This window comes from Stenotrophomonas sp. HMWF023 (assembly GCF_003060985.1).
In the GTDB taxonomy this organism is placed as follows: domain Bacteria; phylum Pseudomonadota; class Gammaproteobacteria; order Xanthomonadales; family Xanthomonadaceae; genus Stenotrophomonas; species Stenotrophomonas lactitubi.
Map to the genome: position 1 here is coordinate 1 of NZ_QAIJ01000335.1, position 1,561 is coordinate 1,561.

Sequence of the window (1,561 nt, forward strand, 5' to 3'; positions counted from 1 at the left end):
CGGCACTACCCGTGGGTGGTCCTGCTGCACCGCCGCGAGTGGTGTCACATGTGTCTGGCTAGACTGTGCTTCTTTTTCGTTCGCAGGAGGCACCCATGGCCCATCATCCCGCCGTTACCCTGATCGGCGTCCCCACCGACATCGGGGCGGGCCATCGCGGCGCCCGGCTGGGGCCGGAAGCCCTGCGCGTGGCTGGCCTGCCTGAAGCACTGGAAGCGCGGGGCGTGGACGTGCGCGACCTCGGCAACCTGGACGGCCCACGCAACCCGTGGACCGCGCCGGTGCAGGGCTACCGTCACCTGGACGAAGTGGTGGCGTGGAACCACGCGCTGATGGAAGCCAGCTATGCAGAGCTGCAGGCCGGGCGCATGCCGATCATGCTCGGTGGCGACCACTGCCTGGGCATTGGTTCGATCACTGCAGTCGCGCGCTGGTGCCGCGAGCAGGGCAAGGACCTGCGCGTGCTGTGGCTGGATGCGCACTCGGATTTCAACACCAGTGATGTGACGCCGTCGGGCAACATCCACGGCATGCCGGTGGCCTGCCTGTGCGGCCTCGGCCCGGATGCGCTGACCAAGCTGGGCGGCACCTCGCCGGCCATCAAGCCCTCGCAGATGCACCAGATCGGCATCCGTTCGGTGGACCCGGAAGAGAAGCGCCTGATCAAGACCCACAAGGTCGATGTCTACGACATGCGCTACATCGACGAGAACGGCATGAAGCGCACCGTGGAAGCGGCGCTGGCCGGTATCGATGAGAACACCCACCTGCACGTCAGCTTCGATGTCGATTTCCTCGACCCGAGCATCGCCCCGGGTGTTGGCACCACCGTGCCGGGCGGGGTGAATTACCGCGAAGCGCAGCTGGTGATGGAGATGATCGCCGACAGTGGGCGCATGGGGTCGCTGGATATCGTCGAACTCAATCCGCTGCTGGACAACCACAACAGCACCGCCGAACTGGCCGTGGATCTGGTGGAAAGCCTGTTCGGAAAATCGACCCTGATGCGAGACTGAGAGGGTCCAGCCTGAACGGTTGGACGAACCGTTCACACGCGCTCCACGCCCCTGCCGCCAGATTGCACCTCACGCGGCAGTGTTGGCTTCAACCAGCCTGCCGCCCCGATCAATACCGAACCCCGTGATTGAGCGGTGTAGCGGCAAACCCAAGGAGAAGCCCATGAAGCGCGTAGTTGCCCTGATGCTGTTGTCGATGTTCTCGGTGGCCCTGCTGGCCGGTTGCAACACCGTTGCCGGTGCCGGCAAGGACGTGCAGAAGGCTGGTGAGAAGGTTGAGGATGCTGCCAAGGGCAACTGAGCCTGAGGTGGTGCGCAGTACGGAAAAGGCCGGGATCTTCCCGGCCTTTTTTCATGCGCGATTGCTGGAAGTGGACGCCGCGTGTGGATGCGTAGTGAACCATTCAAGCAGGTGAGCAGCGTTTTCATGGTCGGTTGACCGTGCTTCAACAGCCATTGCGGGAAGCTGCATGCACGGTAACAACGCCGTTGCATTCCAAGGAAGCCTCAGCAATGAACAAAGACATCATTTCCGGCAAGTGGTC

General features: G+C 63.2%; 2 protein-coding genes. Both read left to right on the forward strand.

The genetic code is table 11. The features are described from left to right. The first annotated feature begins 95 nt into the window (after nucleotides 1–95). The gene (rocF, locus tag DBR20_RS20485; RefSeq protein WP_089241432.1) at nucleotides 96–1,016 is read left to right on the forward strand and encodes an arginase; all 921 of its coding nucleotides are present in this window, start codon (nucleotides 96–98) and stop codon (nucleotides 1,014–1,016) included. A 163-nt stretch (nucleotides 1,017–1,179) separates the two neighbouring features. After that, nucleotides 1,180–1,317 (forward strand): entericidin A/B family lipoprotein, encoded by a 138-nt coding sequence (locus tag DBR20_RS20490; protein WP_019661832.1) that lies wholly within the window; start codon nucleotides 1,180–1,182, stop codon nucleotides 1,315–1,317. The last annotated feature ends 244 nt before the right edge of the window (nucleotides 1,318–1,561 follow it).

Coding starts and splice junctions, on each gene's coding strand:
- rocF (WP_089241432.1), top strand. CDS start 96: ATGGCCCATCATCCCGCCGTTACCCTGATCGGCGTCCCCACCGACATC.
- DBR20_RS20490 (WP_019661832.1), top strand. CDS start 1,180: ATGAAGCGCGTAGTTGCCCTGATGCTGTTGTCGATGTTCTCGGTGGCC.